This is a genomic window from Lentibacillus sp. JNUCC-1 (genome assembly GCF_009741735.1).
Lineage (GTDB): Bacteria > Bacillota > Bacilli > Bacillales > Amphibacillaceae > Lentibacillus_B.
Genome location: NZ_WHOH01000003.1, coordinates 1,457,751 through 1,477,595 on the forward strand (window position 1 = coordinate 1,457,751; position 19,845 = coordinate 1,477,595).

Below are 19,845 nucleotides of genomic sequence, written 5' to 3' on the forward strand. Positions count from 1 at the left end.
CCACCTCCATTAACTTGATATTTTGGCAATACTTATAATGTGATCTGCTCGCTGAAGCTCTTGAAGAACTGAATCATCGGCGTTTTGGTCCACTTCAATCACCATCAAGGCGCTTTTGCCTACATCTTTCCGATTTACTTCCATGTGACCGATATTAATCTCATGTTTAGCAAGAATCTGTGTCACTGATGCAATCGCCCCAAAACGATCATCATGCATAATAAGAATAGCGGGATGATTCCCTGAAAGGCGCAGTTCAAAACCGTTTAATTCGGTAATTTCAATCTTACCGCCACCAATGGAGATGCCAACAAGTTCCTGCTGCTGGTCTCCCTTGCCAATGACTATCCGGGCGGTATTTGGGTGAGGAGCCTTTCCTGCATCCTCAATAAACTCGATGTCTAGTCCTTTTTCCTTTGCAATCTCAAGTGACTGACTCATACGTGTATCGTCCGTATCAAAATCAAGCAACCCTCCAGCAATTGCAAAATCTGTCCCATGTCCCTTATACGTCTTAGCAAATGATTCATATAAATACACTTTCGCCCACTCAGGTTGTACGCCAAATAAATTTCGGGCAGCGCGACCAATTCGTGCGGCTCCAGCTGTATGAGAACTGGACGGGCCGATCATAACCGGGCCAATAATATCAAAAACTGAATTAAACTTCATTTACATCACCACCTGAATAAATTCCATCTGTTATTGATTATATCAAACATTTGATCTCAGAACAGTCTTAAGCTTGAAGGCACAGAAAAGCGATGGTTGTACGCCATCGCTCTTAATCAGCCTATTCAACAGAGAAAATAAAAGAATAAATCGGCTGGTTGCCTTTATGGGACTCTACTTCAATTTCGCTGTACGTTTCTTCAACATAAGCTGTAAGCTCGTCCATCTCTTTCTCTGTTGTATCTTCTCCCTGTATAATGGTCAGAATTTCATCATCGTCTGTGATCATCTCACTTAGCAGCTGTTTGACAGTTTCAAGCTTGTCTTGATCAGTCGCTTTAATATTTCCATCCAGGATCCCCATAAAGTGATCTTTTTCAATTGTCATGCCTTCTATTTGCGTATCCCTTACAGCATATGTGATTTGACCGGATTTAACATCGCCGCTTGCTTCCAACATGACTTTTCTATTATCTTCAAGTGTTGATTCAGGATGAAATGCAAGCATTGCTCCGATCCCTTGTGGAATAGACGTGGTTGGAACCACCGCTACATTGGCATCAACCAAGTCACCCGCCTGTTCAGCAGCCATGACAATGTTTTTATTATTCGGCAGGACAATGACATTCTCCGCATATGCATCCTGAATGGCTTCAGCTATATCCTGGGTACTAGGGTTCATTGTTTGTCCGCCCTCGATCACCACGGAAGCTCCAAGGCTTTCAAAAAGGGACTTAACACCTGACCCCATCCCGACTGTTACGACAGCATATTCAGCTTTTTGTTTAGGCTTTTCGGCTTTCTGATCTCCCACAATAGCGGTATGTTGTTCCCGCATATTTTCTATTTTCATGTTGATCAAGCTGCCATATTTCTGTCCAAGTGTCATGGTCTTGCCTGGGTATTCTGCGTGAATATGTACTTTAACAACTTCCTCATCTGCAACTACAAGCAATGAATCGCCGTATTCACTAAGTTCTTCCCTAAAGGCTTGTTCGTCAAATGGGTTGTCTTTTGTTTTATCCGCTTCAAATTTAACCATAAATTCTGTGCAATAGCCGAATTCAATGTCGGCTGTATTCATGAAGTCCTGAGCCAGCTTATGATGTTCGGCATTGACCATCTCGTCCATTGACACATCGTCATCTTCAGGCAATTCCTCGCCCTTAAGTGCTGCTGTAAAACCCTCATAAATCGTGACAAGACCTTGTCCGCCTGAATCTACCACACCCACTTCTTTTAAAACAGGCAATAAGTCAGGTGTACGCTTAAGGGATGCTTTTGCAGCATCTAATGTAATTTCCATAAGCTTCACAATATCAGCTTCAGACTCGGCAGCCTCTGAAGCTTTATTAGCAGCATCTTTAGCTACAGTTAAAATAGTGCCTTCTACCGGTTTCATAACTGCTTTATAAGCGGTTTTGACGCCATTTTCCAATGCATCCGCGAACTCTTTTGCAGTTATGATTTCTTTTTTGTCAATTCCTTTAGAAAAACCACGAAAAAGCTGCGAAAGGATAACGCCCGAGTTGCCACGGGCACCCATCAACAAGCCTTTTGCAAAAGCACCACTCACTTCCGATACGTTGGTGCCTGTTACTTTTTTGGTTTCACTTGATCCAGATGTCATAGATAGATTCATATTTGTTCCTGTATCCCCGTCAGGCACAGGGAACACGTTCAAGGCATCTATTTTATCTGCATTATTACTCAAATGGTGTGCGCCCAAAGCCACCATTTGTGCAAGCATTTCTCCATCCAGCGTTCGTAATGTCACATTAGTTCCTCCTTCAAAGGATTGGTCAATCTTTAGCGACTCTTACACCTTGTATATAGATGTTTACTGAGTCGATTGCCAGTCCGAGCGATTGATTTAAAGTGTATTTAACTTGGGATTGTACATTATGGGCAACTTCTGATATTTTTGTGCCATAACTAACGATGATATACATATCGATGTGCAGGTGATGGTTCTCTTGTCTGACCACAACACCACGTGCATAATTTTCTTTTCTTAGTATTTCTGCAATACCATCCTTAATCTGGCTTTTCGAGGCCATGCCAACAATACCATAGCACTCGACCGCAGCACCACCGGCAATTGTAGCAATGACATCATTTGTGATCGTCACGTGACCGTCGTTTGTATTCAGTTCAATGGACATGATAATCCTCCTTTAATACCTGCTCCTAATCATCATATGGTTATTTTACTATATACGGGTATATTTTTAAAGCGAATCGGTACCATTTTCCCTATTATACAATGTATGAATTCCCATCATCTGTCAAGAATTTTTTCTTTATATTGCATTCTGTCCAGTCATGTGATAAATTAATTAAAGTATAAATGATACACTGTATAGAGTAGGAGGGATCAACATGGCTAGAAAATGTGTTGTAACAGGGCGTAAAACCCGTACTGGGAACCAGCGCTCCCATGCCATGAATGCGAACAAACGCAGTTGGAAAGCAAACGTTCAAAAGGTAAGAATTATGGTAGACGGCAAACCAAAACGTGTATACGTATCAGCGCGCGCTCTTAAGTCAGGAAAAGTAGAACGCGTATAATATACGAATAATGCATTACCAACAAAAAGCATCCTCATACAGGATGCTTTTTGTTATTTCACAAGACTTTTTACAAAAAATGATGCTTTTACAGGTGAAATCCCCTTAATAAACAGTCGACACAAACTGCGAACTAATGAAAACTTGAATGACTGCTTCTTGCAACCGCTCGGGTAAAACACTCCGCGTCCAGTGGGCGCTGCTGAGCCTCCTCGGTCTATCGACCGAGGCCACTGAAAATCACCCTCTTTTTTTAGGAAGAGCGAAACAAGAAAAATAAAACAAAAAAACGGAGCTTTTTTTCGCAGTAAAAAGAAAAAAAGCTCCTCTATTACTCAGAAGCTTGCTCTTTTTTGTCTATCAGCTTCATTATTCTTTTTAAATTAACTACAAATATCGTCGCCGCACTTTGCAATTCCATGCCAAATAAACCCGAATATGCGGCTCTGTCGTATCCGTGCCTATTTTTCAATTCACTATTCTTAGCCTCAATCATGTATCGATCTTTTGCTATTTCTTTAAAAGCTTCACTTTGCTGGAAAGCCTCCTGATCTTTATGTTCCGTTGACTTCACTGAAACAGAATACGTTTTGGTTTTGGCTCCATCTTTATAGCATCCGTCCCGTAAAGGACAAGTTTTACACTTATCCACATCAAAGTAAAACTTTAATTGGGCATTTCGATTTTTTCTATTCTTGTATAACTTTTTTGTTGCTAAATGTCCTGCCGGACATACAAACATATCTGCATCCTTATTAAATTCAAACCCAGTATCGTGTCTTTTTCCATTTGTAATAACCGGATGCAGTTTGGACACTAATTGAAACGATTCTTCTTTTGCTAACTTTAAGTTATTCGTTCCAGAGTATGCAGTATCTCCAATAACTGTATCTACTTTCATGCCAGCATCTTTGCTTTTTTGTACGAGTTCTTTTAAATACTTACCATCACTTTTCTCTCCTGTAGTAACTGATGCAGCTGTAATAATTCTCTCCCTTGAAATAGCCAAATGTGTTTTGTAACCAAAAAATGAACTATCTGATGTCTTGTGCCCTGTGCGGGCATCCTGGTCATCCGAAAGAACTGTTTGATGTTCGCAGTCATCCAAGACTTCTTTTAATAGATTTATTCTTTCCTTCACAGTCGGCATGTTGCTGATTTCCGGTTCTTGTTCAATCGTCTTGATTAGAGACTCACAATACTCAGTTGTTTCATTAATATCATCGTAAGAAGGTTTGACTGGAAATTTTTCTTTCATAGATTCATCAAACCCATATACAGCTTTACGCACCAGCTTCGCTTTCTCTTTTAAAAAGTCATTGGCTGATTTAGAATTGTGTCGAGAAGCGGTATGTGTGGCATCCACAATTAATATATTACTCTCGAGTACACCTTGTTCTATCCCGATTTCAACGGTTTTATTAATAAGTAAATCTAACATATTTTTATCCTCGAGACGCAATTTGCGAAACTTTGTTAAGGAACTCGAATCAATGACTGGGTCCTCAGGAGCCATTTCCAAAAAATATTTAAAGGACATATCATATCTTGAGCGTTCTACAACGTCACTATCTGATAGATCATAAATACGTTTCAACAGTAGGTATTTGAACATTCGAATAGGGGAGACCGCATTTCGTCCATTATTATGAGAATACTTATTTTTTAATTCCTCTATAATAAAACTAAAATCAACTAGCTCATTGATGCGACGGAGAAAATTATCATTAGGAATAATGATCTCGTAGAGATCCGTATAGGAGCTAATGTTTAAGGATTGTTGACTTGCTAACATTTACGATCTCCCACTTTCTTTTTTATTATTTTCATTATAAGCAATCGCAGATTATAAATCACCTCCTACCTAGATATTTAGAGGACTTTTTCAGTGGCCTCCTATCGACCTCCGGGGTCTCACCAAGGCTTTTCCTCCCGGTCGAGTAAGCGGGAATACTCTCTAGTTTTCGAGAGTATTCCTCACTCCTCACAGAACCGTGCGTGCAGTATTACCGCACACGGCTCTTCCTATCATCATTTACAAAATATAGCTAATCTCGTTTCTTAGTTCGTAAATGTTCACTTTCATTTTCGGCTTGGGCAAGGGGTATTTTCTTAAGAATAAGTTGAATTTATCCCAACTAAAAGATTTCCTTTGACTCCGTCGATTCATCCACTTAAATAACAATTGCTTGACCCGGTAGAGGAATTCCTCCACCGCCAACGTATTATCTGTAATACAATAATAGTTGTAATATCCTTTAAGTGACCGATCGAGTCTTGCCATAATCTCTTGAATATCTCTGTTTCGATTGGCTTTCAGCCACTCCTTTTGATTCGCTAGCTTGGCTTTCATTTTCTTGCGACTGGTCTTTCGTTTAACACGAAAGTTACCGGTTCGGCTTTTACTGCAATAGTGCGTGAAGCCAAGAAAATCAAATGTAGATGGCTTTCCAGATCCTCCATTTCCAGCGTTTCGACCAAATGAAATGATACTTGTTTTGTCTTCAGCTATTTCCAAGCCAAATTTGGCTAGTCTTTTAATTAATGCTGAGTAGAAAGCTTTTGCTTCGTCCTCATACTGAAAACAACATACAAAGTCATCGGCATAGCGCACGATGTATGCATGTCCTTTGCATTGCTTCTTGACCCGTTTCTCAAACCATAGGTCTAGTACATAGTGCAAATACACATTCGCTAAAATGGGGGAAATGATCCCTCCTTGCGGAGTCCCTTTATCCGTATCAAAATACTTTCCTTCCTCCATGTAACCTCCCTTAAGGAAGCGTCGGATGATTCTTAAGAGGTTCGGGTCTTTGATACGATGGTTCAGAAACTTCATCATCCAGTCATGATCGACATTGTCAAAGAATCCTTTAATATCAGCATCCACCACAAAGTTGGTGGGGCGCTTTTCAATATATACATTCAGGATTTTCAACGCATCATGACAGTTTCTGTTAGGGCGGAAGCCAAAAGAGCTTTCAAGAAAATCATTCTCATATATGGCATTAAGAATCTTCCCTATAGCCCGTTGAACAATCTTATCCTCATGGTCAGGGATACCTAAAGGTCTTTTCTTTCTCGAGCCCGGCTTATCAATGTAAGTGCGTCTGACTGGTACAGGGCGGTAAGCATTGTTCTTAAGCCGTTTGACCAGATCATCGACATTTTCATTGAGGTTATCGCCGTAGCCTTCCTTAGAAATTCCTTTTGTACCTCTGGCTTTTTCACTAGGCAATTCATAATGACATTGTTTAAGATTGTTCACGTTTAAGAGATGTGCCAATGACGTAAACGCCATATTCTTATCTTTCTTAGCTAATTCTGCTATCCTTGTTAGTTTCGTTTCCATCATTAATTCCACCTCTGGGTGTAGATAATGTTTCCCTTTCAAGGTCGATGACGGGTAGCGGCCTTCCCTCCATCGGAGTTACCCGATTTCTTTGGTACTATGCCGCTATCCGACTTCCTTTAGACATCTGACAGCCCTTACTTTATTATCGCTTGTTCGTCATTACTCTTCGTCAGAAGAGATCTAAAGGACCTCCCGAGTTGCCATAATATATCAATGTGTGACGTGCCGAGGTCACCGACTCCGAGGAAGCTGTTATGATCTTGCCTTGTCGATCATAGCAATGTTGCCTTCTATGCTCCTGAGCATATCGACCTTCCTGAAAGCACGAATTTCGGAGCTCAATCCCTTCAACCGCTTGGCTTACGGCCCATCACCTCGCTGTCTACGCTTAAGGGCAAATGTTACCATTTGCCGTCCAAGACTCGCTACGAGCGAATGGCTAGTTCTTTCTCGACGGGGATTCCACCCGTTATATATTACGACCTATGCTCGGCCGCACCAGGAGTCTCCGTGTTTTCCCCGAGCTTGGTTAGAGCGTGTTAATGTCCCAGATTAATACGTGTGCAGAACCATCCAAGCCACTGAATTACATAGAGTGATTGGAGCGGAGGGAAGTCGACTCCTGCGGGAACAGCACGAGTCCGAAGACCCCACAGCGGTGGTCTTTCCGCGAGGAGGCTGAGGCCGTGCCCGCGGAAAGCGACTTCCCGGAGCGCAAATCACGGTGCTCTTATATACATTGATGGGTGTTGACCTACTATGCTTTTTAGTTCGCAGTTTACTTATATTGTGCTTTAGTTACATGTAACTACTTATTATGAAAACACCGTTTCGGATTGCTCCTATAAAAGAAGAAAGCTTTTGCCACGTGTATGACAAAAGCTTAGAGTTCTTATTTTTCCTTTTTAAAAACCCCAATGATCATCTGTACAAAACCACCAACAAATCGCGGGAGTTTAATGGTATAAAATTTCATGAGTTCCCCCTCCTCTTGTACAACTCCGGCGTTACCCCAGAGCATCACGGCTCTTTATAATTAATAATATGCCGCTGTCGAAGGAAAAAGTACCATTATTTCCAATAAGCTTGTTAGAAATACAAAGCGTTGACCCCCAAGATATATCAGCCTGTGATAATGAATAGTAAAAACCGCTCAAAGTCAGCCCTCTGACATGTTCTGTCTGAGGAATAAATGATATATACGGAAAGCGGCGATCTTGTTTAATTTCATGTGTGCCGGGATGTGCTGCTGTCAATAGGTTATTTTGATCGATCAGGGCAGCAGGTATATTTTGATCTGTCAATTTCACGATCATTTGGATGTTGATCAATGTATGATCAAGTCTCCCTCCACTCAGGCCAAACATGTATAAATAGCTCGGAGTAAGTGAACAGGCATATTTAACTGCCAGTTCTAAGTCAGTCCAATCTTTTTCTGGTGGGTAAGGAACATATTTTTTTGCTTTTTGTCTGATTTCGTTTTCTTCATTTTCAGTAACTGAATCGAAATCCCCCACAGCGTAATCTAACCTCAGTCCATGCTCCAAAATTGATAGGGCACCGCGATCGGCTCCGATCCACATATCTATTCCCTCAGCTTCTTGGGTCAAGCGCAAATCTGGGATACTTGTCTCAGGCCCACCACCCACAATTGCTATTTTTACCATCTTAAAAACCTTTCTGAGCAGCCGATCTGATAGCGTTTATTGCTTGTTTTCTGTCTGGTTTATTAAATACAGCACTGCCCGCTACAAGAATATCAGCACCTGCTTCTGTACACAACCCGGCTGTTTCTGTTGTGACGCCCCCGTCAACCTGTATGTTAAATGACAAATCTGCTTCTTCTCGCCATTTCGCAATTTGCCTGATTTTAGGAAGCGTACTTTCAATAAAACTTTGCCCGCCAAATCCTGGATTAACTGTCATGATCAGAACCATGTCAACATCGGGAAGAATATCACGGATCATCTCTGCAGGGGTGGCAGGGTTGAGTACTACACTGGCTTTTGCACCATGATGTTTAATCAAGTGCAACGTGCGGTGCAGGTGCGGACAAGTCTCTTGATGAACACTTATAATATCAGCACCTGCCTTAGCAAATGCAGGGATATATGCGTCAGGATTTTCAATCATCAAATGAACGTCAAGCGGCAATTTTGTGACAGGCCGTACAGCTTCAACAATTAAAGGGCCGATAGTAATATTTGGGACAAAATGCCCGTCCATTACATCAACATGAATGAAATCCGCCCCGCCTTTTTCTACTTCTGTTATTTCAGCTCCTAATCGTGCAAAATCAGCTGAAAGAATAGAAGGTGCTATTTTTGTCATATTAATACCTCGGCTTCCGTGATTGTATTTCTTCATAAAAACGAAGATAATGATTGTATCTGAATGTTGCAATCTCTTGCGCTTCTACAGCCGCTTTAACAGCACAACCAGGCTCAGTCCGATGTGAGCAGCCTCGAAATTTACAATCGTCTTGCCGATTACGGATTTCCGGAAAGCAGCTGCTTAAACTTTGCAGTTCAATGTCACTGAAATCTATAGAGCTGAAACCCGGTGTATCAGCCACTAAGCCTTCGTAAACCTCCAAGAGTTCAACATGCCGTGTCGTGTGTCGTCCCCTGCCCAGACTTTTGGAAATAGCGCCTGTTTCCAGTTCAAGCGTTTCATCAAGTGCATTAATAAGAGTCGACTTTCCAACGCCTGACTGTCCGGCAATCACACTTACTTTGTTGTTTATATGGGGCTCTAACTTCTGTAATTCGTCATGATTGTGAGCTGATAAACTTAATACTGGATAACCAAGTGCTTCATATGCATTAAGAGTTGAACGGACTTCCGCAAGTTTCTCTGTTGCAGCCAAGTCCATCTTGGAAATCACAATGACTGCGTGAATCTGCTTTGCTTCAAGCAGTACGAGAAACCTGTCCAGCAAAAGCGGTGAAAAAGAGGGATTTTCAGCTGAGCTCATCACGATAGCCTGGTCAATATTGGCTATTGGTGGACGAATTAATTCATTGCGTCTGGGCAGAATCTCCGTTATATAACCCTCCATTTCTTCTCTGGCATCAAATTTAACAAGATCACCCACAAGGGGTTTAATGGATTGGTTGCGAAAAAGTCCACGTCCTCTTGTCTGATATATTTGATTATGGGTTTTAACATAATAAAAACCGCTCAACGCCTTTATAATTCTTCCTTCAAGCATTTATTCACCTTCCTTATAGGGGACCGTTTTTTCGATCACAGTATCTTCGTCCCGAACCACTTTATACGAAGCTTTTTCTCCTGGTTCTATCGTAAGTTCAATTGTAAACTCGGTATCTTCGGTAATTTCCTGTTGTTCTGCAACGTGTGTCATGTCACGTTCCATATCCTCAATATAAATCGTTACCTGCTGTGGTTGTGGCGTTTCTTCTTCACCGCTATTGTCCTTATTAGGTTTATATTTAACCGTAAAGGTTTGGTAAACGGTGGAGATTGGCTTGGCTTCCGGGCCGCTGGAGAAGACAACATCTACTTGTCCGCCCTGTTCCATCCTGGTTGATGCTGATGGGCTTTGACGAATAACTTCCCCCGCTGGGATGGTATCAGAGTGCTCACTCCGTTTGTTCATCTTAAGGTTATTTTCATCAAGATATCGGTTTACTTCTGCTTCAGTCATATTTTTTAGATTGATTAATGTAATTTCTTCCGGTCCAGCACTCACATCAAATATCACACGCGTTTCCTCAGGAATCACTTTATCGTCAGGGTCAGGTTGAATTTGTTTAATAATTTCTCCCTCAGGGAGGTCTGAGTTTTTCTCTATGGCCATAATATCATCGTAGCCCTTGTTATTTAAGATACGCTCAACTTGGTTGAAGTTTTGTCCTGTATAATCTTCAAATGAAACAGGTTCTTTTCCTTCACTGACAAGTATCGTGACTTCTTGATCCACTGGGATCGAGCGCCCAACTTTAGGATCGGTTTTTACAACCAAACCTTTTTCAACTTCGTCCGAATAGATTTCCTCTTCAACTCCTGACAAACCTACTTGTTCAAGTTCGTCAGATGCCTCTTCATAAGTCATACCCACAACGTCGGGGATTTCAGCTTCGTCAGGCTCCAGCATTCCTGGTATGACTAATGCAGCAGCAACGCCTCCACCAATTAAAAACAGCAGCAACAGGGTGATCCAAAGCCATTTTTTACGTTTTTTAGGCTTTTTTTTCTTTTCGGATACAGGCTTCACTTGTTTGGTTGGGCTGTCTGTTTTGTGTACGATCGTGTCGTCATTTTTACTGTTTGAATACTGGCTATCCGTAATTACCGGGATTGCTTTAGTTTCTTCTCCTGCCTCTTCAGGTGGGACAAAGGGAACTGCTTCAAGGTTTTCCGGATCAAGTGCTGTCTCAAGAACCTGTTCCATTTCGTATACATTCCCGTACCGGTGAAAAGGATCTTTAGCGGTCGCCTTTAGAACAATGTTTTCTACACTCTGTGGAACTTCAGGATTAAACCGAATTACAGAAGGCGTTTCGCTTTGCAAGTGTTTTAATGCGATTGCTACAGGGGTTTGCCCCGAGAAAGGAAGCCTTCCTGTCAGTAATTCAAACAATACAATCCCCAGAGAGTATATATCAGATTTCTTGGTTGCCATGCCGCCTCGTGCTTGTTCTGGGGACAGGTAATGAACAGAACCTAAAACAGCATTTGTTTGTGTCAATGCCGTTGAGCTCAGCGCCACTGCAATTCCAAAATCGGTTACTTTTACGTCTCCATATGTATTGATTAATATATTCTGGGGTTTAATATCACGATGTACGATATCGTTGGCATGGGCGTGTGAGATGGCAGAAGTGATTTGCTTCATAATGCTGATCGCCTCTTCAACACCCAGTGGTCCATGGAGCTGAATATATTCTTTTAATGTCATACCGTCTATGTGTTCCATTACCATGTATAAAATGTGATCCTCTTCCCCAACATCATAAATACTCACGATATTAGGGTGAGACAGACTCGTCGCAGATTGTGCCTCACGGTCAAACCTTGCGATAAATTCTTCATCATTGGCATACTCAAATCGAAGCACTTTAATGGCCACATCACGTTCTAAAATTATATCGCGTGCTAAATAGACATTGGCCATCCCGCCCCCGCCGATGGTTTCTTTGATTCTGTAACGTTCATTTAACAAATGACCCTCCATCATGAAGCCTCACCTTCTTCTTTCAGGGCATCATTTGTTACAATTGCAAGAGATATATTGTCTTCTCCGCCTCTCTCATTTGCCACGCTTATCATCTCTTGTGCCAGCTGTTCAATATCATTGGATTCAGATAACCAATTTTCCAGCTCTTCTTCAGTCACTTTATCGGTTAGTCCGTCTGAACATAATAATAGTTTGTCCCCATCCTCCCAGCTGATCGTTTTAATGTCTGCAGCTATTTTTGCTTCTGTTCCTAATGCTTTGAGCACAACATTTTTTCTCGGATGTGTACGTGCTTCTTCTTTTGTAATCTCCCCGGAGCGCATCAGTTCGTTTACAAGTGAATGATCCTCTGTCATCTGAACAAACCCATTACTATTGAGTAGATAACAGCGGCTGTCACCGATATGGCCCAGTGTCACAAATTCATTTGTGCATACAGCAATCACGACCGTCGTGCCCATCCCTTGGTATCCCGGGTCAGAAGCGGCCTTTGTATAAACCGCGTCATTAACATGTTGTATATTTTCGTCAATCCATAACTCGGTTTCTTCGGGTATGGTGAATTCATTTGTAGGGGCCCAAGCTTTCTGCAACATGGTTGTTGTCAGCGTGCTGGCAACATCACCTGCTTGATGTCCACCCATACCATCCGCAACTACAGCCATTGGCTGACCGGTTAGATTCCTGTAAATCCCCACTGAGTCTTCATTATGATGCCGCACCTGACCCCTGTCTGTTGCAAATACTCTCTTCATTACGTTCACCTCTCTCAACACAAGACATTATTTCGTTAACCGTACCAAGAAAAAGCCATCGGTCTCAAATGTTTGTGGGAAAATTTGCAGGCCATAATCTGTCACTCCAGGTGATAACCTTAACTGATCAGGTAAGTCTTGCCAGAAATCTGGGTCAACCTTATAATCTGAGTGATCTGCCAAAAAGGTTTTTATCACATTCTCGTTTTCAGCTTTGTCTACTGTACACGTGCTGTATACCAATTTCCCGCCTTTTTTCAAAAGGGGAGCAAGTTCTTTAAGGATATCAAGTTGAATATGTGACAGGTTTTCAATGTCAGAGGGCTGTTTCGTATACTTAATATCAGGCTTGCCTCGGATGACTCCCAGTCCTGAACAAGGAGCGTCTACAAGAATTCGGTCGAAAGATTCGTTGGCGTGACGTGATCTTAACGTTCGCGCATCCGCTTGATCAGCTGAAATGATGGTAATACCAAGCGTCCTAGCCTTCTCATCTATTAAACGGGTTTTCTTTTCATGTAGGTCGTAAGCATATAGAGTGCCCGTGTTCTGCATCTTCTCCGCTATATGCGTTGCTTTACCACCTGGCGCACTGCAGGCGTCCAATACTGTCATGCCTTCACTGGCATTAAGCACTTCTCCTGCCAGCATAGAGGTTTGATCCTGGATAGTTGCCAGTCCACTGGAGATCACGCTGGTTTTAAGTATATTGCCTTTTTCAAGGACAATTGCCTGAGTAGAAAAAAATGACGGATGTGTCACGAAGCCTTCTTGCTCCAGCTGTGCTACCAGGTTTTTTTGTGTTATTTTCAAGGGCTGTGTTCGAATGGAAATTGGTTTGTGCTCCAGGTTGGCCATGCACATCGCTTCTGTTAAATCGGTACCATACATATCAATCCAACGTTCAACCAGCCATTCTGGATGGCTGGTCCTGATCGAAAGCTGCTTGGATAAAGGTTTTATACCGTCCAAGTCAGGGACACCCTTACGCTGAATGTTTCTAAGGATGCCATTAACAAGCGAGGCGATTCCTTTATGGCCTTTTCTTTTAGCTATTTCAACTGCTTCATGGATAATAGCATGATCTGGTACTTTATCCAGGTAGACCATTTGGTAAATCGACATCCGAAGAAGCATTTTGACCCAAGGTTTAATTTTATGTTTGGGCGCGAGAAAAGCGTCTAAAAAGTAATCAAGGGTTATTTTGCGCTGCATGGTTCCATAAACAATTTCCGTGAACAACCCTTCATCCTTTTTACTGATATCCTGCTGGTTGATTGCATGGCTGATGACAAGATGGCTATAACCACTTTGCTGCTCAATTTTTATAAGAACGTCTAGTACAGCTGATCTGAGTTGCTGCGGATTGGTCATTTAATCACCTAATTTCATACCTGTAGTTAGTTCAGTTGTCCCCCGCAAAAAATCCCCTGCAGACATTCTTTTTTTACCTGCCGGCTGCAGTTCCGTGATTTCGATCCCCTTATGATTGCCGCATCCCACTATTATGGAGCCATTTGTCGCATCGACAATCTCTCCCGGTTGACCCGGATAAGTGTTTTCATTTTTTTGAGCACGCCATATTTTAAGCGGATCCCCCTTAAAGGTCGTATAAGCAACGGGCCAAGGACAGAGCCCACGAATATGGTTAAAGATCTCCGTATGGTCTTTTCTCCAGTCAATCTCCTCTTCTCCCCGTCTAATATTAGACGCAAATGTTGCCAGCCTTTCATCTTGCTCCCTGGGTTCAACCGCACCTGAGAAAATATCTGGCAATGTTTTAAGTAATAACTGTGTACCGAGTTCAGATAACTTGTCATGAAGTGTTCCCACATCATCACTCTCTGCAATCGGAATCGCTGCTTGAGACAAAATGTCACCGGCATCCAACTTTTCTGCCATATACATGATCGTAATCCCAGTTTGTTCTTTTCCTTGTAAAATGGCGTAATGAATGGGAGCACCGCCTCTTAATTCGGGCAACAAGGAAGCGTGGACATTGATACAACCAAATTGCGGCACTTCAAGCAATTCATTCGGCAAAAGTTGTCCATAGGCCGCGGTTACAATCAAATCGGATTCATACTCCAGAATATATTGATACCCCGCGCGGAGCTTTTCCGGCTGATAAACTTTGAGTCCGGCTTCCTGGGCAGCAACTTTCACAGGGGGAGGGGTCATAACTTTCTTTCTCCCTTTAGGGCGATCAGGCTGGGTGACTACAAGCACTATTTCATAATCTGATTCAATCAAAGCATTTAAAATGGGGACCGAAAAATCAGGCGTTCCCATAAACACAATTTTTTTCACGTCCATCTTCCTCCTACATAAGCTGGTAAGGTTGCATGTCTACTGTAATCATCAGTTCGCCACGGGTTGTTTCTCGGTCAAATTGCCGAGTGATTTTCTGAATTAATTGTTTTAAGTTCGGTTCATATTTGTATTTTACCATGCATTGGTAACGGAATCTATTTTTCATACGAGCAATCGGTGACGGAGTCGGGCCCAGTATGGTTGTTTCTTCATGGGTATATTTGGACAATAGCCCAGCAATCGTCTGGCTGGTCTGAACAACCTTCAATTTCTCTGGATGGGAAATCGTTATTAAAGCTAAAAACACAAATGGCGGATATTGAAATGTTTTTCTAAGCATCATCTCACGTTTGTAAAATGCTTCAAACTGATATGTGCTTGCAAGTTCAATACTGTAATGCTCCGGCGTATAAGTTTGCACAATGACTTCACCCGGTAATGAGTGTCTGCCAGCGCGCCCGCTTACTTGTGTCAGTAATTGAAATGTTTTTTCAGCTGATCGAAAATCAGGCAAATGCAGCATTGAATCTGCTGTCAGAACCCCAACAAGTGTGACATTTTTAAAATCGAGCCCTTTGGCAATCATTTGAGTCCCAAGTAAAATATCCGCTTCTTGCTTTCCGAATTTTTGAAGGAGTCGTTCATGCGAGCCTTTCCTTCTCGTCGTATCAACATCCATGCGGATCACACGAGCTTCCGGGAGCAATTGCACAAGTGCCTCTTCTACCTTCTGTGTACCTGTTCCAAAATAGCGAATCATATCACTGGCACATGCGGGACAGGTCAGCGGTACTTTTTCTTCATATCCGCAATAATGACATTTCAATCGGTTGGCGTTTTTATGAAAAGTCAGCGCAATGTCACAGTTGGGGCATTCACTTACATGACCACAATCACGGCACATGACAAATGTTGAGTAACCGCGTCGATTTAGCAATAGAACAATTTGTTCACCCTGTTCAATGCGTGTATGAGTGCTGTCAATCAATTCCCGCGAAAACATGGTGCGGTTTCCTGCATGCAGTTCATTTCGCATATCCACGATGTTGACGTCGGGCATTGTTTGCTTGTTGGTCCGTTCTTTCAGCACCGCTAGCTCATAACGTCCTTTTTGAGCCCGGGCATAGGATTCCAAGGATGGTGTGGCACTCCCAAGAATTACAGGACAGTTGTGCTCCCGGCCTCTGTATACGGCCACGTCTCGTGCATGATATCTGGGTTGTTCTTCCTGTTTATAAGTTGTTTCATGTTCTTCATCAATAATGATTACACCAAGATGCTCAAATGGCGCGAAAACAGCTGAACGGGCGCCTACTACGACATTTACCGTTTTTTGATGAATGCGACGCCATTCATCATACTTTTCTCCAGCTGATAAAGCACTGTGTAAAACGGCAACTTGCTTGCCAAACCTGCCTTTAAATCTTCTGACCATTTGTGGAGTTAATGATATCTCTGGTACAAGAACAATCGCTTCCTTACCTTGTTCAATAACATCTTGAATGATTTGTAAGTATATTTCAGTTTTTCCGCTGCCTGTTACCCCGTGAATGAGATGAACGCGGTGTTTTTCTTCAGCAAGGTCAGCTTTGACTGGTTCAATTGCTTTCGCTTGTTCATCGGTAAGCGCGAGTGGCTCAGTTCTTTCGATGCTATCGTCATCAAATGGATTTCGGTATACTTCTTCACGCGTAATGCTTAAAAGACCTTTTGATGAAAGTGCTTTAACAGGACTGGTGGTTGTGTTTAATGTTTCGAGCAGTGTCTTCTGTTCAATACTCTGAGGCATTTGAATAAAAAAGCTGAGCACTTCTCGCTGTTTTTTGGCTCCTTGAGACAGATCCAGTAGCGCTTCTTCCAACATATGGACCGGTTTTTGCGGTTTAATAAAGGTGGCGTACTTCTTTGTGACGCGGGATTTTACGATGTAATTGACATATAGATAACCTTCCTCGATACATTTTTGCAAACTGGAATATGATACCCCTGCTTGCTCAATAGCTTCATAAGGGACTGTGTCAAAATCCCCGAACATGTTTTCTATGTCCTCGGGCAAATGCGCATCTGTCAATTTTATAAGTTCTTTTTCATAAGTGGATTTAAACACTTGTGGGAGCATGGCCTGGAAAACTGTAATATACAAACTGAGGGTTTCGTCTGCAAGCCATTTCCCCAGTCTAATCAACTCATGTGTCAAGACTGGTGTCAGGTCCAGAATTTCAACAATATATTTTAAGTTTTCAACTTCCGATTCTTTTGTGAAATTCACAATGAAACCTGTAATGGTTCTGACACCAAAGGGAACAACAACTCTCATGCCAGGTTGGACAATCGCTTCCAAATTTTTAGGCACAGCATAGTCAAATGTCTGATTGATGGTACTTGCAGGTACATCGACAATGACTTTTACGATCGTCACATTGCAGCCTCCTCTAAATCACGGACCACCAAAGATAATATATGGTTCGCCATCTCTTGTTTTGATGTGAGCGGCATATGTTCTTCTTGAAGTAATTTATTGATGAATATGGCTTTATTGGTGTCACCTTGGAACCCTGCACCTGTTTCTGTCACGTCGTTAACCACAATCGCATCTAAATTTTTTCTTTTAAGCTTATCTTTTCCGTTTTCAAGGGGATCATTTGTTTCAGCAGCAAAGCCAACGATGTACTGGTCCTGTTTGCGCTCCCCAAGTGACATGAGAATGTCTTTAGTGCGCTCCATTTCAACCTGAAAGTCGCCAGGTTGTTTCTTAAGCTTCTGCTCCAGTATGTTTTTGGGGCGGTAATCCGCTACAGCCGCTGCTTTTATGACAATATCCGCTTCCTCAAAACGTTTATGCACAGCTTCGTACATCTCTTCTGCCGTTGTCACATCAATTCTTTCAATATTTTTATGTTGTATGGATAACGCAACAGGCCCGCATATGAGTATCACTTTTGCCCCCCTCTGCGCCGCAGTTTCAGCGAGTCGAAATCCCATCTTGCCTGAGGAACGATTTGAGAAAAACCGCACCGGATCTACCGCCTCTCGCGTTGGTCCTGCTGTAATAAGGACTGTTTTGCCATATAAATTCTGTTCTGCAGCTTGATGACGTTCTATTGTTTCAATGATGCTCTCCGGCTCTTCCAAACGGCCTTTTCCGACATAACCGCAAGCCAAATAACCAGCGCCTGGCTCGATAAAATTACAGCCGCGCTCTTCAAGGGTTTTCATATTTGCCATCACCGCGGGATGAGCATACATGTGAACATTCATAGCCGGTGCAATGTAAACATCTGCCTGTGTGGCCAGTAAAACGGTTGAAAGCATATCATCACCGATACCATTCGCAAGCTTCCCCAGGATATTAGCGGTTGCAGGAGCGAGAATAACGATATCAGCCCAGTCAGCAACATCAATATGCGCAATTTTCTCAGGATCCTTTTCATCAAATGTATCAGTATAAACAGGCTGCCTTGACAGCGCTTGGAAAGTCAACGGTTTCACAAATTCAGCCGCATGACTGGTCATAACGACTTTCACCTGTGCACCTTTCTGTGTGAGTTTACTTACAAGTGCACACGCTTTATAAGCCGCAATTCCTCCTGTAACCCCTACCACGATATGTTTATCATGCATTTTATAACAATCTCCCTTTCTGCCTTAAGCAGATGTGATTCTGACATTGACTAACCTAAATATACCATAATGTGATTTTTTATACTGACATTTTTTCTTAAACATAAATGATAAACCCCTCGGAAAATAATCGAGGGGCTTGAATGATGGTATTAATCTTGTTTGACGTAAATATCACCAGATTTGATTTCTTCTAGTGCTACACCTACAAGTTTATTGGACTTGGAGTCTTCAATCAAAGGACTGTTTGTTTGCAACAGCTGTCTGGCGCGTTTGGCCGATAAAGTAACGAGTGTGTATTTAGACTTGATCTTTTCTTGCAAAACATCAATGGATGGTTCCAGCATCATAACGTATCATCCTCCAATATGGATTTATATTGACTTGCGATCCGTTCCCGCTTGCAGTGCTCACTTTGAATAATGGCTTGAATTTTGGTTGCTGCCAGATCGACTTGATCATTTACAACAACATAATCATAAGCATCCATCATATCTATTTCTTTTTTAGCCTCTTTAAGCCTGTTCAAAACCAGCTCTTCTGCTTCTGTTCCCCTGTTTATAATTCTGTCTTTAAGTTCCTCAAGACTCGGCGGGAATAAAAATATAAAGACCCCTTCCGGGAAGTTTTCTTTTACTTGAAGCGCACCCTGCACTTCAATCTCTAAAAAAACATCATGTCCGCCTTCTAACATTTCTTCAACATATTCGCGGGGCGTGCCGTAATAGTTGTCAACATATTGAGCATATTCCAGCAAACGGTTTTGTTCAACTAAAGTTTCAAATTCCTCTTTTGTTTTATAAAAATAATCAACGCCCTCTTGTTCTCCGGGACGCATTGCCCTTGTTGTCATGGAGGTTGAGTATTTAAGATTCGTCTCTCGGCTGAATAATTCTTTTCTGACTGTCCCTTTTCCTACACCGGAAGGGCCGGAGAGTACGAATAGAATGCCTTTCTCGTCAATCAATGACTTTCCTCCTCGCCTGTTTCTAAATCTATTTATTCCTCTTGCGTGTCGTCATTTGCAATAACGCGTTGTCCGACAGTCTCCGGCTGAACAGCTGACAGAATAACGTGATCACTGTCAGTGATAATAACAGCGCGCGTCCGTCTGCCATATGTAGCGTCTACAAGTTTATTATTATCTCTCGCAACCGTTATAATACGTTTAATAGGTGCGGATTCCGGCGATACAATTGAAATAATACGATCTGCAGATACAACATTTCCAAAACCAATATTAATTAAACTTAATCCCATTTAAGCTTCCCCCTTTAGTATGAAGCCATTTCAACTTATATAACTTTAAAATCGCATACTAAATTCATTATAAATAAAGATAACACCAAAATACA

General features: G+C 42.1%; 19 protein-coding genes. 1 reads left to right on the forward strand and 18 read right to left on the reverse strand.

Translation table 11 applies throughout. From position 1 onward, the window contains the following. Positions 1-9 precede the first annotated feature (9 nt). The 3 genes from sdaAB to JNUCC1_RS17990 all read right to left on the reverse strand — a co-directional run bounded on the left by sdaAB (position 10) and on the right by JNUCC1_RS17990 (position 2,837). A complete protein-coding gene (gene sdaAB / locus JNUCC1_RS17980) occupies positions 10-672 on the reverse strand; it encodes an L-serine ammonia-lyase, iron-sulfur-dependent subunit beta (RefSeq protein WP_156647055.1) in 663 nt (220 codons plus the stop codon). Between the two features lie 121 nt (positions 673-793). Then, entirely contained in the window at positions 794-2,449 is a 1,656-nt protein-coding gene (locus JNUCC1_RS17985) for a DAK2 domain-containing protein (RefSeq protein WP_331713872.1), read from the reverse strand. Between the two features lie 25 nt (positions 2,450-2,474). Continuing rightward, positions 2,475-2,837, reverse strand: coding sequence for an Asp23/Gls24 family envelope stress response protein (locus JNUCC1_RS17990; RefSeq protein ID WP_156647056.1), 363 nt, complete (start codon positions 2,835-2,837; stop codon positions 2,475-2,477). A gap of 217 nt (positions 2,838-3,054) precedes the next feature. On the opposite strand from JNUCC1_RS17990, the gene rpmB reads away from it, so the two are divergent. Then, positions 3,055-3,243, forward strand: a complete 189-nt coding sequence (rpmB, locus tag JNUCC1_RS17995) for a 50S ribosomal protein L28 (protein WP_156647057.1) — start codon at positions 3,055-3,057, stop codon at positions 3,241-3,243. 331 nt (positions 3,244-3,574) lie between these two features. Here rpmB and JNUCC1_RS18000 read toward each other — a convergent pair whose 3' ends face one another. The 15 genes from JNUCC1_RS18000 to remA form a co-directional block, all read right to left on the reverse strand. Continuing rightward, positions 3,575-5,038 carry an IS1182 family transposase gene (locus tag JNUCC1_RS18000; protein WP_156643992.1) on the reverse strand — a complete coding sequence of 488 codons (1,464 nt, stop codon included), beginning with the start codon at positions 5,036-5,038 and terminating at the stop codon, positions 3,575-3,577. A gap of 240 nt (positions 5,039-5,278) precedes the next feature. Beyond that, positions 5,279-6,598: a group II intron reverse transcriptase/maturase gene (ltrA, locus tag JNUCC1_RS18005; RefSeq protein WP_442915421.1), complete on the reverse strand. Its 1,320-nt coding sequence runs from the start codon at positions 6,596-6,598 to the stop codon at positions 5,279-5,281. Between the two features lie 892 nt (positions 6,599-7,490). Further along, positions 7,491-7,619: a stage V sporulation protein SpoVM gene (spoVM, locus tag JNUCC1_RS18010; protein WP_331713873.1), complete on the reverse strand. Its 129-nt coding sequence runs from the start codon at positions 7,617-7,619 to the stop codon at positions 7,491-7,493. After that, positions 7,606-8,265, reverse strand: coding sequence for a thiamine diphosphokinase (locus tag JNUCC1_RS18015; RefSeq protein ID WP_156647058.1), 660 nt, complete (start codon positions 8,263-8,265; stop codon positions 7,606-7,608). Before JNUCC1_RS18015 ends, spoVM begins: the two co-directional genes overlap by 14 nt. Before the next feature lies 1 nt (position 8,266). Beyond that, a complete protein-coding gene (rpe, locus tag JNUCC1_RS18020) occupies positions 8,267-8,929 on the reverse strand; it encodes a ribulose-phosphate 3-epimerase (protein ID WP_156647059.1) in 663 nt (220 codons plus the stop codon). A 1-nt stretch (position 8,930) separates the two neighbouring features. After that, entirely contained in the window at positions 8,931-9,812 is an 882-nt protein-coding gene (gene rsgA, locus JNUCC1_RS18025) for a ribosome small subunit-dependent GTPase A (protein WP_156647060.1), read from the reverse strand. Then, a complete protein-coding gene (pknB, locus tag JNUCC1_RS18030; protein WP_156647061.1) occupies positions 9,813-11,801 on the reverse strand; it encodes a Stk1 family PASTA domain-containing Ser/Thr kinase in 1,989 nt (662 codons plus the stop codon). Next, positions 11,798-12,556, reverse strand: coding sequence for a Stp1/IreP family PP2C-type Ser/Thr phosphatase (locus JNUCC1_RS18035; RefSeq protein WP_156647062.1), 759 nt, complete (start codon positions 12,554-12,556; stop codon positions 11,798-11,800). The genes pknB and JNUCC1_RS18035 overlap by 4 nt, the downstream gene beginning before the upstream one ends. A gap of 27 nt (positions 12,557-12,583) precedes the next feature. After that, on the reverse strand, positions 12,584-13,930 hold the full coding sequence (gene rsmB / locus JNUCC1_RS18040; RefSeq protein ID WP_156647063.1) for a 16S rRNA (cytosine(967)-C(5))-methyltransferase RsmB: 1,347 nt from the start codon (positions 13,928-13,930) through the stop codon (positions 12,584-12,586). Then, positions 13,931-14,866, reverse strand: a complete 936-nt coding sequence (gene fmt / locus JNUCC1_RS18045; RefSeq protein WP_331713874.1) for a methionyl-tRNA formyltransferase — start codon at positions 14,864-14,866, stop codon at positions 13,931-13,933. Positions 14,867-14,879: 13 nt separating this feature from the next. Continuing rightward, positions 14,880-17,288, reverse strand: a complete 2,409-nt coding sequence (gene priA, locus JNUCC1_RS18050; RefSeq protein WP_331713875.1) for a primosomal protein N' — start codon at positions 17,286-17,288, stop codon at positions 14,880-14,882. After that, entirely contained in the window at positions 17,285-18,490 is a 1,206-nt protein-coding gene (gene coaBC, locus JNUCC1_RS18055) for a bifunctional phosphopantothenoylcysteine decarboxylase/phosphopantothenate--cysteine ligase CoaBC (protein ID WP_156647065.1), read from the reverse strand. Before coaBC ends, priA begins: the two co-directional genes overlap by 4 nt. Before the next feature lie 152 nt (positions 18,491-18,642). Then, on the reverse strand, positions 18,643-18,840 hold the full coding sequence (gene rpoZ, locus JNUCC1_RS18060) for a DNA-directed RNA polymerase subunit omega (protein WP_156647066.1): 198 nt from the start codon (positions 18,838-18,840) through the stop codon (positions 18,643-18,645). Further along, entirely contained in the window at positions 18,837-19,457 is a 621-nt protein-coding gene (gene gmk / locus JNUCC1_RS18065; RefSeq protein ID WP_156647067.1) for a guanylate kinase, read from the reverse strand. Before gmk ends, rpoZ begins: the two co-directional genes overlap by 4 nt. A 32-nt stretch (positions 19,458-19,489) precedes the next feature. Beyond that, positions 19,490-19,750, reverse strand: a complete 261-nt coding sequence (gene remA, locus JNUCC1_RS18070) for an extracellular matrix/biofilm regulator RemA (protein WP_156647068.1) — start codon at positions 19,748-19,750, stop codon at positions 19,490-19,492. Positions 19,751-19,845: the final 95 nt, after the last annotated feature.